This is a genomic window from Microbacterium elymi, assembly GCF_021582895.2.
In the GTDB taxonomy this organism is placed as follows: domain Bacteria; phylum Actinomycetota; class Actinomycetes; order Actinomycetales; family Microbacteriaceae; genus Microbacterium; species Microbacterium humicola.
In genome coordinates this window covers 2,726,212-2,745,041 of sequence record NZ_CP091139.2, presented here as the reverse complement: position 1 = coordinate 2,745,041, position 18,830 = coordinate 2,726,212, and the positions used below count along the sequence as shown (strand labels likewise).

General features: G+C 70.0%; 18 protein-coding genes, 1 tRNA gene and 5 pseudogenes. 13 read left to right on the top strand and 11 right to left on the bottom strand.

Features of this window, described 5'->3' with window-relative positions; all coding sequences use genetic code 11:
* The first annotated feature begins 362 nt into the window (after window positions 1-362).
* The 3 genes from L2X98_RS14980 to L2X98_RS14970 all read left to right on the top strand — a co-directional run bounded on the left by L2X98_RS14980 (window position 363) and on the right by L2X98_RS14970 (window position 2,286).
* Window positions 363-578, top strand: coding sequence for a hypothetical protein (locus L2X98_RS14980; protein ID WP_259611455.1), 216 nt, complete (start codon window positions 363-365; stop codon window positions 576-578).
* A gap of 37 nt (window positions 579-615) precedes the next feature.
* Window positions 616-1,803 (top strand): HNH endonuclease signature motif containing protein, encoded by a 1,188-nt coding sequence (locus L2X98_RS14975; RefSeq protein ID WP_259611454.1) that lies wholly within the window; start codon window positions 616-618, stop codon window positions 1,801-1,803.
* A 111-nt stretch (window positions 1,804-1,914) separates the two neighbouring features.
* Window positions 1,915-2,286 (top strand): nuclear transport factor 2 family protein, encoded by a 372-nt coding sequence (locus tag L2X98_RS14970; protein WP_259611453.1) that lies wholly within the window; start codon window positions 1,915-1,917, stop codon window positions 2,284-2,286.
* Between the two features lie 9 nt (window positions 2,287-2,295).
* Here the strand turns inward: L2X98_RS14970 and L2X98_RS14965 are convergent, their stop codons facing one another.
* Window positions 2,296-2,604, bottom strand: coding sequence for a 4a-hydroxytetrahydrobiopterin dehydratase (locus L2X98_RS14965; RefSeq protein ID WP_259611452.1), 309 nt, complete (start codon window positions 2,602-2,604; stop codon window positions 2,296-2,298).
* A 105-nt stretch (window positions 2,605-2,709) separates the two neighbouring features.
* Window positions 2,710-3,600, bottom strand: a complete 891-nt coding sequence (locus tag L2X98_RS14960) for a helix-turn-helix transcriptional regulator (protein WP_259611451.1) — start codon at window positions 3,598-3,600, stop codon at window positions 2,710-2,712.
* Between the two features lie 485 nt (window positions 3,601-4,085).
* Here L2X98_RS14960 and fdhA point away from each other — a divergent pair.
* The 5 genes and pseudogenes from fdhA (at window position 4,086) to L2X98_RS14925 (ending at window position 8,913) form a co-directional block, all read left to right on the top strand.
* Window positions 4,086-5,307: pseudogene (gene fdhA, locus L2X98_RS14955) on the top strand (formaldehyde dehydrogenase, glutathione-independent).
* An 82-nt stretch (window positions 5,308-5,389) separates the two neighbouring features.
* Window positions 5,390-5,788 (top strand): GlcG/HbpS family heme-binding protein, encoded by a 399-nt coding sequence (locus L2X98_RS14950; protein WP_259611450.1) that lies wholly within the window; start codon window positions 5,390-5,392, stop codon window positions 5,786-5,788.
* Window positions 5,789-5,854: 66 nt separating this feature from the next.
* A pseudogene (locus tag L2X98_RS14945) lies at window positions 5,855-6,573 on the top strand (YqaJ viral recombinase family protein).
* A 188-nt stretch (window positions 6,574-6,761) separates the two neighbouring features.
* Window positions 6,762-8,418: pseudogene (locus L2X98_RS22440) on the top strand (MDR family MFS transporter).
* A 192-nt stretch (window positions 8,419-8,610) separates the two neighbouring features.
* Window positions 8,611-8,913: a MarR family winged helix-turn-helix transcriptional regulator gene (locus tag L2X98_RS14925; RefSeq protein WP_259611446.1), complete on the top strand. Its 303-nt coding sequence runs from the start codon at window positions 8,611-8,613 to the stop codon at window positions 8,911-8,913.
* Here the strand turns inward: L2X98_RS14925 and L2X98_RS14920 are convergent.
* Window positions 8,891-9,904 carry an ArgP/LysG family DNA-binding transcriptional regulator gene (locus L2X98_RS14920; RefSeq protein WP_354002818.1) on the bottom strand — a complete coding sequence of 338 codons (1,014 nt, stop codon included), beginning with the start codon at window positions 9,902-9,904 and terminating at the stop codon, window positions 8,891-8,893. The genes L2X98_RS14925 and L2X98_RS14920 overlap by 23 nt on opposite strands.
* 174 nt (window positions 9,905-10,078) lie before the next feature.
* Between L2X98_RS14920 and L2X98_RS22435 the strand changes: the two are divergent.
* Window positions 10,079-10,201: pseudogene (locus L2X98_RS22435) on the top strand (amino acid transporter); the annotation flags it as partial.
* A 61-nt stretch (window positions 10,202-10,262) separates the two neighbouring features.
* The gene (locus L2X98_RS22430; RefSeq protein ID WP_435526207.1) at window positions 10,263-10,778 is read left to right on the top strand and encodes a LysE/ArgO family amino acid transporter; all 516 of its coding nucleotides are present in this window, start codon (window positions 10,263-10,265) and stop codon (window positions 10,776-10,778) included.
* Between the two features lie 83 nt (window positions 10,779-10,861).
* Here the strand turns inward: L2X98_RS22430 and L2X98_RS14905 are convergent, their stop codons facing one another.
* Together L2X98_RS14905 and L2X98_RS14900 are read right to left on the bottom strand one after the other, a co-directional pair.
* Window positions 10,862-11,587: a hypothetical protein gene (locus L2X98_RS14905; protein WP_259611445.1), complete on the bottom strand. Its 726-nt coding sequence runs from the start codon at window positions 11,585-11,587 to the stop codon at window positions 10,862-10,864.
* Window positions 11,588-11,808: 221 nt separating this feature from the next.
* Window positions 11,809-11,943, bottom strand: coding sequence for a hypothetical protein (locus L2X98_RS14900; protein ID WP_259611444.1), 135 nt, complete (start codon window positions 11,941-11,943; stop codon window positions 11,809-11,811).
* Window positions 11,944-11,978: 35 nt separating this feature from the next.
* Between L2X98_RS14900 and L2X98_RS14895 the strand changes: the two genes are divergently transcribed.
* The 3 genes from L2X98_RS14895 (at window position 11,979) to L2X98_RS14885 (ending at window position 14,089) form a co-directional block, all read left to right on the top strand.
* On the top strand, window positions 11,979-13,034 hold the full coding sequence (locus L2X98_RS14895) for a sensor histidine kinase (RefSeq protein WP_259611443.1): 1,056 nt from the start codon (window positions 11,979-11,981) through the stop codon (window positions 13,032-13,034).
* Complete coding sequence (locus L2X98_RS14890) at window positions 13,031-13,687, top strand: response regulator (RefSeq protein WP_259611442.1); 657 nt, start codon at window positions 13,031-13,033, stop codon at window positions 13,685-13,687. The genes L2X98_RS14895 and L2X98_RS14890 overlap by 4 nt, the downstream gene beginning before the upstream one ends.
* Before the next feature lie 126 nt (window positions 13,688-13,813).
* Entirely contained in the window at window positions 13,814-14,089 is a 276-nt protein-coding gene (locus L2X98_RS14885) for an acylphosphatase (RefSeq protein WP_259611441.1), read from the top strand.
* Between the two features lie 51 nt (window positions 14,090-14,140).
* Here the strand turns inward: L2X98_RS14885 and rplA are convergent, their stop codons facing one another.
* The 6 genes and pseudogenes from rplA to L2X98_RS14855 all read right to left on the bottom strand — a co-directional run bounded on the left by rplA (window position 14,141) and on the right by L2X98_RS14855 (window position 18,786).
* Window positions 14,141-14,830: a 50S ribosomal protein L1 gene (gene rplA, locus L2X98_RS14880; RefSeq protein ID WP_259611440.1), complete on the bottom strand. Its 690-nt coding sequence runs from the start codon at window positions 14,828-14,830 to the stop codon at window positions 14,141-14,143.
* 14 nt (window positions 14,831-14,844) lie between these two features.
* The gene (gene rplK / locus L2X98_RS14875) at window positions 14,845-15,276 is read right to left on the bottom strand and encodes a 50S ribosomal protein L11 (protein WP_259611439.1); all 432 of its coding nucleotides are present in this window, start codon (window positions 15,274-15,276) and stop codon (window positions 14,845-14,847) included.
* A gap of 167 nt (window positions 15,277-15,443) precedes the next feature.
* Window positions 15,444-16,561, bottom strand: a pseudogene (nusG, locus tag L2X98_RS14870) (transcription termination/antitermination protein NusG).
* 50 nt (window positions 16,562-16,611) lie between these two features.
* Window positions 16,612-16,878 carry a preprotein translocase subunit SecE gene (gene secE / locus L2X98_RS14865; RefSeq protein ID WP_259613345.1) on the bottom strand — a complete coding sequence of 89 codons (267 nt, stop codon included), beginning with the start codon at window positions 16,876-16,878 and terminating at the stop codon, window positions 16,612-16,614.
* 46 nt (window positions 16,879-16,924) lie between these two features.
* Window positions 16,925-16,998: transfer RNA gene (locus L2X98_RS14860), tRNA-Trp, on the bottom strand.
* A 159-nt stretch (window positions 16,999-17,157) separates the two neighbouring features.
* Window positions 17,158-18,786: an amidohydrolase gene (locus tag L2X98_RS14855; RefSeq protein WP_259611438.1), complete on the bottom strand. Its 1,629-nt coding sequence runs from the start codon at window positions 18,784-18,786 to the stop codon at window positions 17,158-17,160.
* Window positions 18,787-18,830 lie beyond the last annotated feature (44 nt).

Genomic DNA, 18,830 nt, shown 5'->3' with positions numbered 1-18,830 from the left:
GGTCTTTGGCTCGGACAAGTCTACGGGATGCCGGCGGTCCGGCAAAATCGGTCGCGAGGTGCCCAGCACCCGGGCGGTGCACCCCGAGCGGCGCGCGTCGGGGCGATGCATTCGACTGTCGCTGTTGCGCATGTATCGGGCCCGTGGCGCGCAACCCCGACGGATGACCGAGCGCCGATGCCAGTCGCATCCTGGGCGACGAATGCCCGACCACCGTTTCTCGCCCGCGCCGGGCCCATATTCAGCCCCTCCTGGCGTCGATTCCTCCACAGGCGCGTGCCCAGGGAAGCTATCCACAGAAACCAGTGCTGATCGGGGAATCGTCGTGCTTCGATGTCGGAGGTCAGCGGCATCATGGAGGGATGAGAACGGCACCCGCAGAACTCCTCGAGACGCTCACGCGCCTCGACGAACTGCTGGGTGACGACGTGCACACGACGCTCGATGGCGACATCACACGCACGATGACCGACGACGAACTCGTCGCGTTCGCGCGGGTCTCCGAATCACTGGGACGGCGGGCCGATGCGCTGCGCATCGCCGCAAGCCGGAGAGATCGATGTCCGCTCACGCGGTGAGCTCGGCGAGGAGCGCCTGTCGGTCCGAGCGGGCTGCATGAACGCGGTCGACCTGCTCTGCCGGCTCACCGGGGTCGCAGCGACGAGCGCCCGAGCGCGCATCCGCCACGCCCATGCCGTCGCGACCCGCACGACGCTGACGGGCGATCCGCTGCCGGCGGCATTTCCCACGGTCCGCGACGCTCTGGTCGACGGCGTGATCGGGGTCGACAGCATCGCGGCGATCGTGGGCGCGCTCGCGCCGATCTCCGACCGTTGCGATCCCACCCATCTGGCCGCCGCCGAGTACGAGCTCGTCGCCGCGGCCACCGGGGCCGGCCCAGACGGCGCCCCCGCCTGCTCCGCCGACGACAGCCGCACGCAGGCGAAGGTCTGGACGCTCGTGCTCGACCACGACGGCACGCTCCCCGACTACGAACGCGCCCTCCGTCACCGCGGCCTCCGGTTCGGCCGCGAACGCGACGGGATCGTGCCGATCAGCGGCGGTCTGCTCGCAGACGTCGCCGCACAGTTCCAGCGGATGGGCGATGCGCAGCTGAATCCCCGCGTCCACGACGGCACCGAAGACCCGGGTGTCCGGTTCCGCGATGCGGCCGAAGACGACGGCGACGATGCACCGCCCGACACCCGCACCCGCGAACAGAAGATGCACGATGTGTTCGCCACGATCCTCGGCGTCGCGGCCCGGTCGGCAGAGACGCCCTCGCTCGGCGGCTGCCCCGACCCTGCTCGTCACGATCTCCGCCGTCGAACTCGACCGCGACGACGGGGTCGGCTTCATCGACGGCACAGACGACACGGTGCCCGCGGTCGTCGCGCGACAGATCGCGTGCTGCGGGGCATCCAACGCCTCGTCATCGACGAGAACGGGCGGCTCATCGAACTCGGCTCCCCGAACCGCACCTTCTCCGGCCAGCAGCGGCGCGCGATCACCGCCCGCGACGGGGAGTGCATCATCCCCGGATGCCACGTCTCGGCCACGTGGTGCGAGATCCATCACGTCATCGAGCATGCGCGCGGCGGACCCACCCACGTCGACAACGGAGTGCCCCTGTGCTGGTGGCATCACCGCAGCCTCGAAACCAGCGGGTGGGAAATCCGGATGGTCGACGGCGTACCCGAAGTGCGGGCGCCGGCGACGATCGATCCCCGAAGACTCTGGCAGCGAGTCCCCGGATCCCTCCACCGTGCGCGGGATCGATTGAACAGGCGACTGACCGGATGAGGTCCGGGCGCGGCGGGTCGATGTGCCATGGCGGCCTGACGGAGCCCGTCGCCGGGCGCTGAGGCCCGGCACGCCCTTTCGCCCCCAGCCCCGACCGGGTAGACACGAACCATGTCACGGACGAAGCAATGGCTGAACGGATACATCCGGGCGTGGAAGACGAAGGCGGACGCCGACATCCGAGCCCTGTTCACCGACGATGCCGAGTACTGGTTTCAGCCCGACGACCCCACGCCCACCCGGGGCATCGACGCGATCATCGCGGCATGGCGCGAAGAAGAGCCCAGCGAACCGGTCTTCGAACTGGATGTGCTGATCGAAGACCAGCAGCTCGGGATCATCACCGGCCACGTCGACTACCCCGGTCACGAGAGCTACCAGAATCTCTGGGAGGTGCACTTCGCACCCGACGGCCGTGCGCGACGCTTCGTCGAGTGGTACATGAGGTCGCAGAAGAACGCGGCCACCGAGCCGGCCCCGTAGGGGCGCGGCCTACTCGGCCGACTCGGCCTCGATGCCCAGCTGATGTGCAGCGCGCGAGATCGAGGCCGCGAGTGCGGCATCCGCCTCGGTCACCCCGCCGGCGGAGTGCGTCACCAGGCTCACTCGCACGTGGGGGTAGGTGACCTCGACGTCGGGGTGGTGGTTGGCCGCCTCGGCGAGATCGGCGATCGCGGAGAAGAGGCGGGCGCCGGTCGCGAAATCGCCGGTGCGGAACTGCGCGGCCACCCCGTCACCGGCGGGATGCCAGTCCTCGACCCCGGGAGACGCCCGGAACTGGTCGTTCGTCATGATGTCCATGGATCCGACCCTGCCACTCCCCTGGGCGAACGCAACCCCTCAATCGACACTGCTGTCTCAATCGACACTGCTGTCTCAATCGACACCGGCTCAATCGACACCGGCTCAATCGACGCTGCGATCATGGAACACCGCGGCCGCCTCGGCCCGGGACGAGACGCCGAGCTTGCGGTAGATGCCGGCGACGTGGAACTTCACCGTGTTCTCGCTGATGCCCAGCTCTTCGGCGATCGCGCGATTGCGACGGCCGGTGGCCAGCAGCTGCAGCACTTCGAGCTCGCGCGGCCGGAGCTCCCACGCGGCCGCCGCCGACCCCACGTGCGGCGGATCCAGCGGGATGACGATCGCCATCTCGGTGCCCCACCCGGGAGTGGCCTCGATCGTGAGCCGGCCGTTCAAGGCGTGCACGCGCTGCCGCACGAGCTGGAGCTGGGTCGAGGCATCCGTCATGTCGCCCGGCCCGTCGTCGCGCATGCCGATGAGCAGGTTCGTGCCGTCGCAGTCCCACTGCACGCGCACCCGACCGACCTCGGGACGATCGACCAGGGCCAGGATCGACCCCCGCACCACCGCCCGCGCGCCGTGCGCGACCTCGCTCGGCAGCGGGCGCCCGTCGACCGGCGGCTCGACGAACTGCACGTCCAGGTCGCGATACCGCACGAGCGGACGCAGATCGTCGCGCAGCCGCTCGAACGCCGTGGTGACCGGCTCTTCGGTGAACGTCCGGACCCGGTCGCTGGCGGTCCGCAGGTGCACCATGCCCTGCGCGGCGATCCCGGTCGCGGTGGTGCGTGCGCTGCGGTCGTCGAGGTCGGCCGACCGAGCGCCGCCAGCACCGACTCGAGCGTGGTGGAGTACTCGTCGGCCAGCTCGGTGAGCGCCTCCATCCGCTCGCCCGACGCTGCCCGCGCACGCTGCAGATAGTCCGGCGGAGCGGCGTCGGCGAGCTGCCGCACCGCAGCGCGACGAGGTTCCAGGCCTGCAGCACGATGGCATCGGTCTCGCGGACGGGCCCCGGGCGGGCGAGCACGAGCAGCGCGCCGTTGCGCGAGAGCGCCTCGAACGTCGCCACCTGCCGACCCCCGACATCCAGCGCCCCGCGCCGCGCAGAGCCGGGCGCGATGACCCGGCGCAGCTCGTCGAGGTCGAGGAACGAGACGCCGTCGATGAAGGCCCGATCGCCGGACCCGCGGCGCCGGCCGCCCGCGGTGTCGGCGGCGAGGATCAGCAGCGCGTCATGCGCGACGAACGTCGCCAGCGCCGCCGAGAGACGGTCGGCGAGCGCATACGCGGGGGCATTGACCACCTCGACGAGGTCGCGCAGCGTCTCTTCCGTGCAGGTGGAGCCGCCGTCCATCCCCCCACCCTAGACGCCCACCCGTTCGGGTGGGCAAGACGGTCCCCCGGGATGATGGCCTTCCGCGCCGCCGACGGCCAGGCTCGAGACCAGCGGATGACCGCGTGAGACGGAGGGGACGAGGATGTCTGGGAACAGAGCCGTGGCATACAAGGGTCCGGGGGTGGTCGAGGTGATCGACACCGCCTACCCGGAGTTCGAGCTGAAGGACGGGCCCGGCGTCAACCCGGCCAACGTCGGCCGCAAGGTGCCGCACGGCGCGATCCTGCGCACGGTGGCCACGAACATCTGCGGGTCCGACCAGCACATGGTGCGCGGCCGCACGACCGCACCGGCCGGCCTCGTGCTCGGGCACGAGATCACCGGCGAGGTGGTCGAGGTCGGTCCGGACGTGGAGTTCATCCAGGTCGGCGACATCGTCTCGGTGCCGTTCAACATCGCCTGCGGTCGCTGCCGCAACTGCAAAGAGGGCAAGACCGGCATCTGCCTGAACGTCAACCCCGACCGGCCCGGGCAACGCGTACGGCTACGTCGACATGGGCGGCTGGGTCGGCGGCCAGGCCGAGTACGTGCTCGTGCCGTACGCCGACTGGAATCTGCTGCGCTTCCCCGATCGGGACCAGGCGCTGGAGAAGATCCTCGATCTGACGATGCTCTCCGACATCTTCCCGACCGGGTTCCACGGCGCGGTCACCGCCGGCGTCGGGCCGGGATCGACGGTGTACGTGGCCGGTGCGGGCCCCGTGGGGCTGGCCGCCGCCGTCGGCGCCCAGCTGCTGGGGGCCGCCGTGGTCATCGTCGGCGACCTCAACGCCGACCGGCTCGCCCAGGCGCGCTCGTTCGGATGCGAGACCGTCGATGTGTCCCAAGGCGACCCGAAGGATCAGATCGAGCAGATCCTGGGCGTGCCCGAGGTCGACTGCGGCGTGGATGCCGTCGGCTTCGAGGCGCATGGGCACGGCGCGAACGCCGGCCACGAAGCCCCGGCGACGGTCCTCAACTCGCTGATGGACCTCACCGCCGCCGGCGGCGCCCTCGGCATCCCCGGCCTGTACGTCACCGGAGATCCGGGCGGCGTGGACGAGGCCGCGAAGACCGGATCCTTGTCGCTGCGGCTGGGCCTGGGCTGGGCGAAGTCGCTGTCGTTCACCACCGGTCAGTGCCCGGTGATGCGGTACAACCGGCAGCTGATGATGGCGATCCTGCACGACAAGGTGCACATCGCGAAGGCCGTGCAGGCCACCCCCATCCCGCTCGAGGACGCCCCGCGCGGCTACGCCGAGTTCGACCAGGGCGCCGCGAAGAAGTACGTCCTGAACCCGAACGGCTACATCAAGGCCGCGTAGCCGGCGGGGCTCCCGGATGCCTCGGCCCGAGGCATCCGTCCCTCCCCGCCATCCCCCACGAAATCCAGCGAAAGGAAGCACCATGTCCGTCACCCTCGAGGACGCCCGTCGCGTCATCGCCGCCGCAGAGAAGCGCGCCGACGAGATCGGCCAGCCCATGAACATCGCCGTCGTCGACGCCGGCGGCAACCTGGTCGCGCATGTGCGCCAGGACGGCGCGTGGATCGGCAGCGTCGAGATCTCGATCAGCAAGGCGTGGACGTCCAAGGCGTTCGACATCTCCACCAAGGACCTCGGCGACAACTCGCAGCCGACCCAGCAGTTCTTCGGCATCCAGAACACGAACCACGGCCGCGTCGCGATCTTCGCCGGCGGCGTGCCGCTCTCGCGCGACGGCAAGGTCGTCGGCGCGGTGGGCGTCAGCGGGGGGTCCGGCGAGCAGGACCAGACGGTCGCCGAGGCCGGCGCCGCCGGGTTCTGAACGACCTGCCCGCTCCGGGGGTGTCGCGGGCGGGCGGGGTCGGCCGCTCGGCGTACGGTGGAGGGCGTGACCCCCGAGCTGACCGAGCGCATCGTCGCGGACTCCCGCGACCGTGTCGCCTGGCTGCGGGCGCGTTCGCGCGGGATCACGGCGACGGATGTCGCGGCCCTCACCAGCGAGCGGGTGATCCCGCGCGCGGCCGACGCGAAGCTGCGCGGCAGCGGGTTCCACGGCAACGTCTACACCGACCACGGGCGCCGGCGCGAGCCCGAGATCGCCGGCTGGGTCGCCGCGACCCACGGCATCCTGCCCTCCTCCGCGCTGTTCCGCGCCGTGATCGAGCCGCGGCATCTGGCCACTCCGGACGGACTGGCGGTGGATGCCGCGGGCCGGATCACGCTCGCCGAGATCAAGACGACGAACAAGGCCTGGCGCTCCATCCCGCGCTCGTACCTGCGACAGGTGTGGTGGCAGGCAGCACGTGCTCGGCGCCGAGCGGACCCTCGTCGCCTGGGAGCAGCATCGCGGCTTCGTCCCCGTCGACGACGAGCCCCGCTTGCGCGTGGGTCGACCGCGACGAGGCCGAGATCGCCGAACTCGTGCGCCTGGCCACGGCGCTGATCGACGAGCTTCATCGGCGCACGCATCCGGCGCCCGCCCGCGAACTGCCTGCTCGCGAACCGGCGGCTCGTGAACCAGCCGCCGGCGAACTGCCTGCTCGCGAACTGCCTACGCGGACGCCGCCGGCACGCCAGATCCACCGCGCGCTCGCCCTCGCCGACTGAGCTGGCCCCTCACCGGTAATTGACATACCTCAACCAGAAGGCATAAAGTTGACCCTTCTCAACTGTTGACGTTCGTCAAAGTTCTGCGCCGGCCGGTCATATCACCGCCGGAGCGCGTCCCCTTCACTCGAAGAACCTCTCGAAGGACCCGAATGACCGATTCCCCCGTTCCCACCGGTGCCGAGAAGATGAACCATCGTCAGGTGCTCGAGGCGCTGTCCGGGCTGATCCTCGGCATGTTCGTGTCGATGCTCGCGTCGACCGTCGTCTCCAGTTCGCTCCCGGTGATCATCCACGACCTGAACGGCAACCAGACCGCGTTCACCTGGGTCGTCACCGCGACCCTGCTGACGACGGCCATCACGACGCCGATCTGGGGCAAGCTCGCCGACCTGTTCAACCGCAAGTTCCTCTACCAGCTGGCGATCGTCATCTTCGTGCTGTCGACCGCGGCCGCGGGCTTCTCGCAGAACCCCGAGATGCTGATCACGTTCCGTGCCTTCCAGGGCATCGGCGCGGGTGGCCTGGCGGCACTGAGCCAGGTGCTGATGGCCGACATCCTCAGCCCCCGCGAGCGCGGCAAGTACATGGGCCTGTTCGGTGCCGTGATGGCGGTCGCCACGGTCGGCGGCCCGCTGCTCGGCGGCGTGCTCACCGACGCCTGGGGCTGGCGCTGGAACTTCTACGTCGCCCTCCCCATCGCCATCGTGGCGCTGATCCTGGTGCAGAAGACCCTGCACCTGAGCCCGCACGCGCGCCGCAAGGTGTCCATCGACTACCTCGGGATCGTCCTGCTGGCCGCGTCCGTGTCGCTGCCTGCTCATCTGGGTCTCGATCGCCGGCGACAGCTTCGACTGGTGGAGCCTTCCGACCATCCTCATGGTCGGCGGCGCGATCCTCGGCACGATCCTGTTCATCATCGTCGAGATGCGCGCGAAGGAGCCGCTCGTCCCGCTCTCGCTGTTCCGCAACCTCACGTTCACCCTCGCGGTGATCGCCTCGATCGCGACCGGGATCGCCATGTTCGGCGCGTCGGTGTTCCTGAGCCAGTACATGCAAGCTGGCGCGGGGCGCGACGCCCACGCAGGCGGGGCTGATGACGATCCCGATGATCGCAGGTCTGCTCGTGGCATCCGTGTTCATCGGGGCGCTGATCTCGAAGTACGGGCACTGGAAGCCGTACCTGATCCTCGGCGGCGCGCTGCTGATCGCCGGCTCGTTCACCCTGTCGACGATCCACTACGACACGAACTTCGTCATCGTCTCGCTGTACATGTTCCTGCTCGGCGCCGGCGTCGGCATGACCATGCAGAACCTCGTGCTGATCGTGCAGAACACCTGCAAGCCCAGCGAGATCGGCGTCGCCAGCTCGGGCGTCACGTTCTTCCGGAGCCTGGGCGGCACCATCGGCGTCGCGGTCATGGGTGCCGCGCTGGCGACCTCGGTCACCGGGCTGATCAAGGACCGCCTGCCCGAGCTGGGCAAGGCGATCGCGAGCCTGGGCGACAAGGCGCAGTACTGGCAGGGCTAGCCAGCAGCGGCACCCTGCCGCAGGTGTCCACGATGCCGCACGCGCTGCGCGTCATCATCGAGGACGTCTACGCACAGGGCATCTCGCAGTCGTTCCTGATCGCGGTGCCGTTCGCGGTGCTCAGCCTGATCGCGATCCTGTTCCTGCCGAACACGTCGCTGACGCGCATGACCAACACCGAGCGTGCCCATGCGGGCGAGGCCGACCTTGCGACCGTGTCGGTGCCCGAGGGCATGGACGTGCTCACCGCGACCGGCAGCATCCCGCTCGGCGGTGGCGCGGATGCCGGCGACAGAGGTCGCACGGACGACTGATGAGCACCTCCTCCGCCTCTGCGGCGGCATCCGACCGGGATGCCGCCGCAGCGCACGACGAGCGGATCGAAGCGGTGCGCCAGCTCGAGGGCACGTTCGCCGGGATGTTCAGCCGGCTGCGCCGTGCGTACGCCGAGGCATCGGCATCCGTCAGCCCCGGACTGCAAGCCGGGCACGTTCAAGACGTTCACCGTGATCGACCGTCGCGGTCCCATCACCCTGTCCGCCCTCGCCGAGCGGCTCGAGGCCGACAAGGGCATGCTCAGCCGGGCCGTGAGCGAGCTGGAAGGACTCGGCCTGGTCGAGCGGACCGTCGACCCGACGGACGGACGCATCCGGCTGATCACCGTGACCGCCGACGGCCACGCACGGCTCGAGGCCGCCCGCGTGCCGTACTTCGACCGCCTCGACGACGTCCTCACCGACTGGCCGGTCGACTCCGTCCGCCAGCTCAGCCGGCTGCTCGAAGCGCTCACCAGCGGCCTGGCGCTCTGACCGACAGGCTGTCCCAGGCGCCGCCCGGCTCGCCGCCCCGCGGCTCGAGTGGGGCCAGCTGACTCAGCGCCACCTGTCTCATCGCCACGTGTCTCGCCGCCCCGTGTCTCAGCGGGCCAGCGCGCGGTGCGCCTCGGCGACGACCTCGTCGGCGACGGCATCGAGCAGCGCGGAGCGCAGGTTCCACTGCTGCCAGAACAGCGGCACCTCCACCGGCTCGCCGCCGAGCGCGACCAGTGAGCCGTCGGCCAGCCCCGCGGACGCCTGCGCGTCCGGGAGCAGCCTCGAGCCCAGACCGAGCTGGACGGCACGCGCGAAGTCGGCGGATGCCGGGACGAAGTGCCGGGGCGGCTGCTCGCCCACCCGCTGTGAGCGCAGCCGACGCGGTCTGCAGATCGTCGTTGCGGTCGAATTCGACCACCGGTGCCACGGCCAGCGCCGCCGCCGATGCGCCGTCCGGGAGCCAATGGGAGACGAATTCGGGGGATGCCGTGGCCCGATACCGCATGGTGCCGAGGGGCACCGCCCGGCATCCGGCCACCGCACGCTCGCGCGAGGTGACGGCGGCCATGACCGTGCCGGATTCGAGCAGGCCGGCGGTGTAGTCCTGGTCGTCGCGATAGAGGTCGAAGACCACGCCGAGCCGCCTGCTCGCCCGCGCCAGGGGCGGTAGGAACCACGTGGCCAGCGAGTCGGCGTTCACCGCGAGCGGGATGCTGGCGATCCCGGCCGCGTCGCCGAGCTCGGCGACCGCGTCGTGCTCGAGGAGCGCGAGCTGGCGGGCCAGCCGCAGCACCGCCGAGCCGGCATCGGTCGGCCGCGCCGGCTTGGCGCGCACCAGCACGACCCGACCCAGCTGCTCTTCGAGCGTCTTGATCCGCTGGCTGACCGCGGACGGTGTGATGTGCAGGCGGCGGGCCGCGGCATCCAGCGTCCCTTCGTCGACCACGGCGGCGAGGGTCTCGGCGAGTTCGAACGGGATGCGCATCATCAGCCACGCTAATGCATCGTCAGCAGCGTGAGCTGTACTTCACCTCGGGTGGACCGTAGCGTCGGGACGTGCTCTCCTCCACCCTCGCCGGCCTCGGGCTGGGCCTCTCGCTGATCATCGCGATCGGCGCGCAGAACCTGTTCGTGCCTGCGCCAAGGCGTCCGTCGCGAGCATGTGCTGCCCATCGTGCTGGTGTGCACGGCGTCGGACGCCGTCCTCATCGTGCTCGGCGTCTCCGGCATCGGGCTCGCGCTGCATGCGATCCCCTGGCTGACGCTGGTGGTCCGGATCGCCGGGGCGGTGTTCCTGGCCGGCTACGCGGTGCTGGCCGCCCGGCGCGCCTGGCGCCCGTCCGGCGATGGGCTGCGGGTCGTCGAGACCCCCGCTCTCGCGGCTGCGCCGGTCCCGGCCGCACAGGTCTCGGCTTGCGCCGGTCCCGGCCGCACCGGCCCCCACCGCATCCGGCCCGGCCGTATCGGTCTCGGCCACGCCGGTCCCGGCCGCACCGGCCTCGGCCACACCGGTCCCGGCCGTATCGGTCTCGGCCACACCGGTCGCGGCGTCGGCCGCCGCTGCCACTCGGACGGGACTGGCCACCGCCCTGGCCACCTGCCTCGCGCTCACCTGGCTGAATCCGCACGTGTACCTGGACACCGTGTTCCTGCTGGGATCGATCGCCAGCACCCACGGCGCCGACCGGTGGTGGTTCGCTCTGGGCGCCGTGACCGGCAGTGCGGTGTGGTTCTTCGCTCTCGGTTACGGCGCCCGGCTGCTCGGGCGGTGGCTGGCCACCGCCCGAGCCTGGCGGATCCTGGATGCCGTGATCGCCGTGATCATGCTGGCTCTTGCGGTCAACCTGCTGCGCGGCGTCTGAGAATCCCCGCCGACGCAGGAGCATCTGACCCTCCAGCCGTGATCCTGGCCGGGGTGAGGGAGATTCACCGTTTCGCGAGCCCGCTACGCATTCCGCCCCGACGAGCTTCTCGACGGCGCGGGCGAGGCACTTGCGTTGTGCTCTGCCGATTCCGTCGTGGAGTGGCGCTCATGTCGGGCGGGGCGCGTACGCAGGAAGCCCACTGCCATCCAGCTCATCGCCGCGAGCAGCACGAGGTGCGAGACGATCGGTCCGATGTGACCGGGCACGAGGAGATCGGTGATCGGGAACAGCAGAAACAGCACCACCGCGGGAATCGGCGCACGGCGCGAGCGCCAGAGGGCGATGACGAGCAGGATGATGCCGATCACATTGCCGCCGAGAAACATCACGGTCAGCGTCGCACCGATTGTGTTGCCCACTGCACCTTCGAACTGAGCCACCGCATCCGCCTGGCCGCCCGTAGCAAGCTCGAGCTCGAATGCCTGGGCCATCCGGATGGCCGCGAAGCCCACCAGAGAGACCACCACCGCGCAGGCAGCCACGAGAGCGAGACGCGGTGAGCGTTCGGAGGAGCGATGAGCCAGACCGAGCAGCGCGGGAAACAGGAGGATCGTGCCGACGAGGCCGATGAGCACCGCTGCAGTGAAGCGGGCGGGCGCGGCGGCGATCGCGGCGAAGTCGTCGCCGGTCGATCCGCCGGTGAGAGGCGAGAGGATCGCCTCGACCACTTCGGCGAGAGGGGCGGCGATGAGGCACAGACAGAAGAGAGCCGTGCGGGGACGATCCGGGACGGGCGTGTCGGCCATGGGAATGGTCCTTTCGTGAGGGGCACTCGGCGTGAGCGCCAGCTGATGTCGCAAGCGTAGAAACGCGGCGGCGCGCGGCGATTCCCGCTGCCCGGGCGATTCCGGCGGCCCAGCGGATGGTTCCTCGACGCGGCGTCTGGGCCGATCGGACGAGTCCGCGCTCGCCCGATCGGCCGATGCCGTCGGCCGATCCAGGTCATACTCTGGGGATCATGCAGCGCTCATGGTGGAGACTCGTCGGCCTTCCGTGGCCCGATCTCGCGATGGCGACGCTGCTCGTCGCCGCCGCGATAGTGACCACAGCGCTGGATGACGCCGTGCTTGCATCCGCTGACCGAGATCGTCGCGACGCTCACCGCGGCATCCGTTGTGCCTGCGCACGCGCGCGCCGATGGCGATGGCGATCATCGCGTCCATCGGATGCGTGGTGCTCTCTCAGCTTCCGGGCGCGGCCACTCCACTGTGGGCGTTCGCGACCGTCCTCGTGCTCGCGTTCTCTGTCGCGGATCATCTCCGCGGCATCCGGGCGTGCATCGCGCTGGTCCTGATTCTCGCGGCAACGTTCACCATTCAGGTGGGCACGAGCACCTCAACCGTCGAGATGTTGCTGACGCCGCCGATCATCGTCGGCGCTCCGGCCCTGGCCGGCTGGCTGCTCGCCCGCTCGCGCGCACAATCCGAACGCCTGCGCTGGCTGACCGCCGAGCTCGCCGCCGAACGCGAGAAGCATGCCGCCCTGGCAGCGGAGGCCGAACGCTCGCGCATCGCCCGCGATCTGCACGACATTCTCGCGCACACCCTCAGCAGCATCGCCGTGCAGGCGGGAGCGGCACAGGCAAGCCTCTCGGCCTCCGATCCCGCGATGGGCCCGGTGGAGCACGTCATGACCTCGGCCCGGGAAGGGCTTGCCGAGGTGCGCTCGCTGCTCGCGGTCGCGCGCGGCAGGACCGGCCCGGATGCGGATCCACGGCCGGGCCTGGAACGGCTGCCGGAACTCACGGCGGCCGACGGTGCCAGCCTCACGGTTGTCGGATCTCCCGTCCCCGTCGCAGCGGGAGTCTCCCTGGCAGCGTTCCGCATCGTGCAGGAGGCCCTGACGAATGCCCGGCGCCATGCGCCCGGAAGCCGGCCGCGTGTGACTGTCGCGTATGAACCGGAGGCCCTGCGCATCGTCATCGAGAACGAGATCCGTGCCGACATCTCGAGTCACGACCGCGGCAACGTCGACGGGGCCGGCAACGGGCTGGTGGGCATGGTCGAGCGGGCCGCGGCCCACTCCGGAACCGTGCAAGCCGGACAGAGCAACGACGGCGAACTATGGCGCGTGTGCGCCACCCTGCCATACGGCCAGCCGGAATCGTCCTCGCAACCCCCGTCACGAGAGTCGTCGCCGGCCTCGTCGACAGTGCCGAGCGGGACCGTCGCCTCGGCAAAGGCCGCCCCGTGATCCGCATCGTCGTCGCGGACGACCAGCAGCTGGTGCGCAGCGGCTTCCGCATCATCCTCGAACAGCAGCCCGACTTCGAGGTGTGCGGGGAGGCCGCGAACGGGGCGGAGGCCGTTGCACTGGTCCGTGAACACGACCCGGACGTGGCGCTCATGGACATCCGGATGCCTCAGCTCAACGGGCTCGACGCCACGCGTGCGATCGTGCGCGAGTCCCCGCGCACCCGCGTGCTGGTGCTGACCACATACGATCTCGACGAGTACGTGGTCTCTGCCCTCCGCGAGGGTGCGAGCGGTTATCTGCTCAAGGACGTGAACCCCACAGAACTCGTGCGCTGTGTGCGGGCCGTCGCCTCGGGCGAGACAACGCTCGCCCAGCCGGTGCTGCGGCGTATGGTCGACGAGTTCCTGCACCATGACGCCGCATCCGCCGATCCGGTGATATTCGAGCGATTGAGCGACCGAGAACGCGCAGTGCTGACCGAACTGACCCGCGGTCGGACGAATGCGGAGATCGCGGCCGAGCTCGTCGTGAGCCCCGCAACGGTGAAGACACACGTCGCAAGCATCCTGGCCAAACTCGGCCTGCGCGATCGAGTGCAAGCCGTGATTCTGGCCTACGAGACGGGATTCGCCGGTTCGAGCGCACGCTGAGCGCTCGCCGACGGGTTCCTGCTGCGCGACGTCTGAGAATCCCCCGGCGCCCGTGCGTCTGACCCTGCAGCCGCGCCGGGCGCGGCATCCGCCCCACGCCTGGGCAGGCTGCGGCACGATGGAGGGATGCGTCGAGTGCATGTCGTGGTCGCCGGCGAGGTGCAGGGCGTCGGCTATCGGTACACCCTGCGTCTGGAGGCACGTGCGGCCGGGGTCGCCGGCTGGGTGCGCAACCGCCGCGACGGCACGGTGGAGGCCGAGATCGAGGGCACCGACGAGCAGGTGGACGCGATCGTGGCCTGGATGGCCGAGGGCCCGCCCGGCTCGGCGGTCACCAGCGCCCGGGTGACGGATGCTGCACCCACCGGCGCGTCCGGCTTCGAGGTGCTGCCCACGGCGTGAGCACGAGAACGGGGCCCCACCCGAAGGTGGAGCCCCGTTCTGCGATGTGCGTCAGATCGCGTTGACGTCCAGCGGGATGCCGGGGCCGAACGTGGTCGACACGGCACCCTTCTGGATGTAGCGGCCCTTCGAGCTGGAGGGCTTGAGGCGCACGATCTCGTCGAGCGCGGCCCGAAGGTTCTCGTCCAGCTGCTCGGCCGTGAACGAGGCCTTGCCGACGATGAAGTGCACGTTCGCGTGCTTGTCGACGCGGAACTCGATCTTGCCGCCCTTGATCTCCTCGACGGCCTTGGCCGGGTTGGGGGTCACGGTGCCGGTCTTCGGGTTCGGCATCAGACCGCGGGGGCCCAGCACCTTGCCGAGTCGACCGACCTGGCCCATGAGCTCGGGCGTGGCCACGGCCGCGTCGAAGTCGGTCCAGCCGGCGGCGACCCGCTCGATCAGGTCGGTGCTGCCGACCTCGTCCGCACCGGCGGCGATGGCCGCTTCAGCGGCCGGGCCGTTGGCGAAGACGATGACGCGGGCGGTCTTGCCGGTCCCGTGGGCAGGCATGACGGTGCCGCGCACCATCTGGTCCGCCTTGCGCGGGTCGACCGACAGCTTGAGGGCGACCTCGACGGTCGAGTCGAACTTCTTCGACCCCGTCTCGCGGGCGAGCCCGACGGCCTCGGTCGGCGTGTAGAACGTGTCCGGCGCGATCTTCTCGACGGCGGCGCGGTATGCCTTGGACTTGGTAGCCATGTTCGTTATCTCCCTCAGCCCTCGACCGTGATGCCCATGGAACGGGCGGTGCCGGCGATGATCTTCGAGGCGGCCTCGAGGTCGTTCGCGTTCAGATCGGGCTGCTTGGTCTCAGCGATCTGGCGCACCTGCTCGCGCGTGAGCTTGCCGACCTTGTCGGTGTGCGGCGTCGCCGAGCCCTTGCCGACGCCCGCAGCCTTCTTGATCAGCTCAGCGGCCGGCGGGGTCTTCAGGATGAACGTGAAGCTGCGGTCCTCGTAGACGGTGATCTCCACGGGGATGACGTTGCCGCGCTGCGACTCGGTCGCCGCGTTGTACGCCTTGCAGAACTCCATGATGTTGACGCCATGCTGACCGAGCGCGGGCCCGATCGGCGGCGCCGGGTTGGCGGCGCCGGCGTTGATCTGGAGCTTGATCAGGCCGGTCACCTTCTTCTTCGGTGCCATTGTCTTTCCTTTCAGCGAATCGGATGCCGGGGCATCCGCTCTCCCGCGGGTCCGGCCGTTCCGGATCGCGGTGTCTTTGGGGGCTGAGGCAGGCTTCGTCTCGCTGCGCTCGCTCAGCCTTGTACCGGCACGCATCAACGCGGCTTGCGCCGCATTGATCCGAGCCGCTACAACATCTTGGTGACCTGGTCGAAGCTCAGCTCGACCGGGGTCTCGCGCTCGAACAGCGAGACGAGCACGGTGAGCTTGCCGCTCTCGGGCTTGATCTCACTGATCGTACCCGGCAGACCTGCGAACGAGCCTTCCTTGATGGTGATCGTCTCGCCGACCTCGAAGTCGACCTCGGCCGGGATGACCCGGGCCGCGGTCTGACCGCCCTTGGCCGCGCCGCCCTTGGGCGTGGCGACCTCCTTGATCTCCACCAGGGACTTCAGCATGTTGAAGGCCTCTTCGAAGCGGAGCGGAGTCGGGTTGTGCGCGTTGCCGACGAAGCCGGTCACGCCCGGGGTGTGCCGGACGACCGACCAGGTGTCTTCGTTCAGCTCCATCCGGACGAGCACGTAGCCGGGGATCCGGACGCGCGTGACCATCTTGCGCTGACCGTTCTTGATCTCGACGACGTCCTCCATCGGGACCTCGATCTGGTAGATGTCCTCCTCGACCTCGAGCGTCGACTTGCGCTGCTCGATGTTGGCCTTCACCTTGCGCTCGAAGCCGGCGTACGAGTGGATGACGTACCACTTGCCGGGCAGCGAGCGAGCTCGGCGCGGAAGGACTCGTACGGGTCCTCCTCCGACTCCTCGTCGGACTCCGAGGCCTCGGCGGCATCGGCGGGGTCCACGGCCGCCTCGGCCTCGTCGACCACGGAGGCGGCAGCATCCACCTCTTCGACGAAGTCCTCGTCCAGCACGGGCCGGTCCTCTTCGCCGTTCACGTCCGGTCCGTCGTACGGGCTGACCTCGTCGGCCGCCTCGACCGCACGCTCCGCCGCCTCGTCCGCCGCGTCGTTGGTGAGAACATCCGCTGCGGCCTCAGCCTCCGCGGTCTCGTCGATGTGCAGTGCGTCGTTCACGATCGCATCAGCCTCCGGGTCTTCGATGTCGTATGTCTCGTCGTCGGAATCGCGGTCTTCGTCCTCGTCCTCGACGTGCAGTGCCCTGTGCTCCGCAGCCTCGACCGAGCGCTCCTCGGCCGCGAGCACGTCGCCCGTCTGGGCTTCGTCGTCCTCGCTGGACTGCTCGGCTGCCGTCGCCCAGTCGGCGTCGTCGGCATATCTTTCAGGCACTTGTCTTCTCTTCCGTTCGTTGGGGGACAATGTGTCGCGTCAGCTGCGCGTCACAGTCCCTTGGTGCCGAACACCTGCGTCGTCACCCAGACGAACAGCACGTCCAATCCGTAGACGACCGCCATCATCACCGCGACGAAGCCCAGCACCACGAGGGTGTACTTGACCAGTTCCTGCCGCGTCGGGGTGACGACCTTGCGGAGCTCGGCGAAGACCTGGCGGATGAAGATGACGATGCGCTGGAAGAAGTTCGGCTTCTTCTCGCGCGGCCGGTCGCTGGCGGCGACCACTTCGCCGTTCGGCTCGTCCTGGACCATCGACTCCACCTGAATCGTCGTGTGTGTATCAGCAAGCGCTGACGCGCAGGGCGGACAGGAATCGAACCTGCAACCTGCGGTTTTGGAGACCGCTGCTCTTGCCAATTGAGCTACCGCCCTAGAGACCGTGACGGCCCCGGGATGCCCCCACTCCTGCGCTGCGACCGATGAACGTGGAGACGTGCCCCTTGCCCGCGGGCACAGCGAAAGAATGCAGACAATACTGCCTCTCCAGTGTAGGGCATGCCCTCGACGGCCGCGAACCGGGCGGGACAAGCGCTACGACGCCTCGTAGACGACCTCGCCGCCGACGACGGTGCGCCGCACCCCCGCTTCCAGGAGTTCGTCGACCGGAACCCGGAAGATGTCGCGATCGAGCACGACGAAGTCGGCGGACAGCCCGGCCGCCAGACGGCCGTACCGATCCTCCGCCCCGCTCGCCCACGCGGCGTCGCGCGTGGCATGGGCGACGGCATCCGCCAGCGGCAGCGCGTAGCGCGGGAGGTTCGGCTCGAGCGCCGGGTTCAGCGCCGATCGGCGGGTGGCCGCGATGAACATGTTCGGCAGCGGCGCGAACGGCGACGTCGGCGAGTCGGTGCCGAATGCGAGCCGGGCGCCCTGCTCGGTCATCTCCGGCCACGGATAGCCGCGCTGGACGCGCTCGTCGCCGAGCATCGCGCGCCAGTTGTCCTGGATCGCCGGGTCGGAGTGCACCGGCTGCATGCTCGCCGTGATTCCGAGTGCCGCGAGCCGTGCGATCTCCTCCGGGTCGACGACCTCGAGGTGCTCGATGCGGTGGCGGCGGGCGCGCGGTCCGTTCGCCGCGACCGCGCGCTCGATGGCGGTGATCGCGATGCGCACCGCCTCATCCCCGATCGCGTGGATCGCCACCTGGAGCCCCGCGGCATCGGCGGCGACCACGACGGGAGTGATCTCGTCGAGTGACCACACCGGGTCGGGAAGGGCGCCGTTGGCATAGGGCGTGCGCACGGCGGCCGTGCATCCGTCGACGGTCCCGTCGGCGATGAGCTTGATGCCGACGACGCGGAGCCGGTCGTCGTCCACGTCCTGTGCCAGCTCCGCCGCACGCTGCACCTGAGCGAGGTGCTCGGCGGGATCGCCGGTGCGATGCACGAGCCAGTGGGCGGCGACCCGGGCGGTCAGCTCGCCGGCATCGCGCACGCGCTTCAGCGCCGCCAGCTGCGGCTCGCTCAGTGCCATGTCGGTCGATGCCGTGACGCCGGTCGCGGCGTATCCGCGCAGGGCGGCGCGCACGGCGGCATCGTCCTCGGCGTCGGAGGCGAACCGGTCGAGCGCCGGCCACACGATCTGCTGCATCGCGGTCTCGTCGATGAGCCCGGTCGCGTGTCCGTCGGCGTCGCGATGGATGCTGCCGCCCGCGGGCGACTCGGTGTCGTCGTCGATGCCCACCTCGGCAAGGGCAGCGGTGTTCAACCACATCGAGTGCAGATCGTGCGCCTGCACGTACACCGGCCGGTCGGGCACGATCTCGTCGAGCATGCGTCGTTGCGGGGTGCCGGTGGCGGCGTGCTGCCAGCCCTGCGCACGGACGCGTGCCGCATCGGGCCGCGCGGCCGCGCCCTCGGCCAGGCGGTGCTGGATGTCGGCGAGGTCGGCGGCGCTCCACAGGTCGATCTGGTCGGCAGCGGCACCGGTCTCGACGATGTGGGCGTGCCCGTCGACGAAGCCGGGGACCACGAGCGCCCCGCCGAGATCGGTCTCTTCGGCGTCGCCGGCGATCCGGCGCGCGGTGTCGTCGTCGCCGACGTACAGCAGCCTGTCGCCCTGCACGGCCATCGCCGTCGCCCACGGCCGGGTGTCAGCGGTGAAGATCCGGCCGGCGGTGTACAGCTGCGTCATCTCGTTCTCCTCGTTCTCACGGGTCATGCCGCCCACGGCCGTCCCGCTCCGCCCAGCGCGGTGCGCTGCAG

Bases quoted from the DNA above. Each gene is read 5' to 3' on its own strand.
- L2X98_RS14855 (WP_259611438.1), bottom strand. From the start codon at position 18,786: ATGACCCGTGAGAACGAGGAGAACGAGATGACGCAGCTGTACACCGCC.
- L2X98_RS14960 (WP_259611451.1), bottom strand. From the start codon at position 3,600: ATGCCATCGTGCTGCAGGCCTGGAACCTCGTCGCGCTGCGGTGCGGCA.
- L2X98_RS14975 (WP_259611454.1), top strand. From the start codon at position 616: ATGAACGCGGTCGACCTGCTCTGCCGGCTCACCGGGGTCGCAGCGACG.
- rplK (WP_259611439.1), bottom strand. From the start codon at position 15,276: ATGGCACCGAAGAAGAAGGTGACCGGCCTGATCAAGCTCCAGATCAAC.
- L2X98_RS14970 (WP_259611453.1), top strand. From the start codon at position 1,915: ATGTCACGGACGAAGCAATGGCTGAACGGATACATCCGGGCGTGGAAG.
- secE (WP_259613345.1), bottom strand. From the start codon at position 16,878: ATGGTCCAGGACGAGCCGAACGGCGAAGTGGTCGCCGCCAGCGACCGG.
- L2X98_RS14950 (WP_259611450.1), top strand. From the start codon at position 5,390: ATGTCCGTCACCCTCGAGGACGCCCGTCGCGTCATCGCCGCCGCAGAG.
- L2X98_RS14895 (WP_259611443.1), top strand. From the start codon at position 11,979: ATGGCGATGGCGATCATCGCGTCCATCGGATGCGTGGTGCTCTCTCAG.
- L2X98_RS14980 (WP_259611455.1), top strand. From the start codon at position 363: ATGAGAACGGCACCCGCAGAACTCCTCGAGACGCTCACGCGCCTCGAC.
- rplA (WP_259611440.1), bottom strand. From the start codon at position 14,830: ATGGCTACCAAGTCCAAGGCATACCGCGCCGCCGTCGAGAAGATCGCG.
- L2X98_RS14920 (WP_354002818.1), bottom strand. From the start codon at position 9,904: ATGATGCGCATCCCGTTCGAACTCGCCGAGACCCTCGCCGCCGTGGTC.
- L2X98_RS14965 (WP_259611452.1), bottom strand. From the start codon at position 2,604: ATGGACATCATGACGAACGACCAGTTCCGGGCGTCTCCCGGGGTCGAG.
- L2X98_RS14885 (WP_259611441.1), top strand. From the start codon at position 13,814: ATGCGTCGAGTGCATGTCGTGGTCGCCGGCGAGGTGCAGGGCGTCGGC.
- L2X98_RS22430 (WP_435526207.1), top strand. From the start codon at position 10,263: ATGGGCTGCGGGTCGTCGAGACCCCCGCTCTCGCGGCTGCGCCGGTCC.
- L2X98_RS14905 (WP_259611445.1), bottom strand. From the start codon at position 11,587: ATGGCCGACACGCCCGTCCCGGATCGTCCCCGCACGGCTCTCTTCTGT.